The 941-nt window shown below is 70.0% G+C and carries 1 protein-coding gene; it reads right to left on the reverse strand.

The window, feature by feature from the left end; translation table 11 throughout:
- Positions 1-941 (reverse strand): efflux RND transporter permease subunit (locus AX737_RS23880; RefSeq protein WP_197430703.1); only part of this gene is annotated, 941 nt, incomplete at both ends.

Genomic DNA, 941 nt, shown 5'->3' on the forward strand with positions numbered 1-941 from the left:
TGAAGTAGACGTCGTTCGGCATGTCCCGCAGCAGCATGGCGAAGACCGCGCCGACCACGCCGGTGGGCACGACGAGCAGCACGGCGAGCGGGATCGACCAACTCTCGTAGAGCGCGGCAAGGCAGAGAAAGACGCAGAACAGCGCCAGCGCTAGCAGGTAGATCGCTTGAGAGCCCGACAGCTTCTCCTGCAGCGACTGCCCGGTCCAGGCGAAGTCGAAGCCCGGCGGCAGCTGCCCCGCCAGACGCTCCATCTCGGACATGGCGTCGCCGCTGGCGTAGCCGGGGGCCGCGCTGCCGGAGATCTTGATGCTCGGGTAGCCGTTGAAGCCCACGACCTGCGACGGGCCCATCGTCCATTCGACCCGCGCGAAGGACTGGAGCGGCACCATCTGCCCCTTGGCGTTGCGGACGTTGAGGTCGAGCAGGTCCTCGGCCTTCATCCGCCGGGAGGCCTCGGCCTGGACGATGACCCGCTGCATCCGCGCCTGGTTCGGGAAGTCGTTGACGTAGGCCGAGCCGAGGCTCGTCGAGAGCGCGTCGTTGATGTCGGCGAAGGTGACGCCGAGCGCGTTCGCCTTCTGCCGGTCGAGGACGAGCTCGATCTGCGGCGCGGTCGGCAGCCCCTCGACGTAGACGCCCTGCAGGATCGGGCTCTGGCCCGCCGCCTTGAGGAGCTGGTCGCGCGCGGCCGCCAGGGCCGCATGGCCCTGCTGGCCCTTGTCCTGCAGGCGGAAGGCGAAGCCGCTGGAATTTCCGAGCGAGTCGATGGCCGGCGGCGACAGCGACATGGCGATGGCGTCCGGCATCTCCCCGAGCGCCGCGTTGGCGCGGGCGGCGATGGCGTCGGCCCCGTCGCTCAGGCTGCGCTCGCCCCAGGGCTTCAGCCCGACGAAGTTGAGCGCCGCGTTCTGGCCCTGGCCGGAGAAGCCGAAGCCGAGC

The organism is Methylobacterium sp. CCH5-D2, from assembly GCF_001556475.1.
Classification (GTDB): domain Bacteria; phylum Pseudomonadota; class Alphaproteobacteria; order Rhizobiales; family Beijerinckiaceae; genus Methylobacterium; species Methylobacterium hispanicum.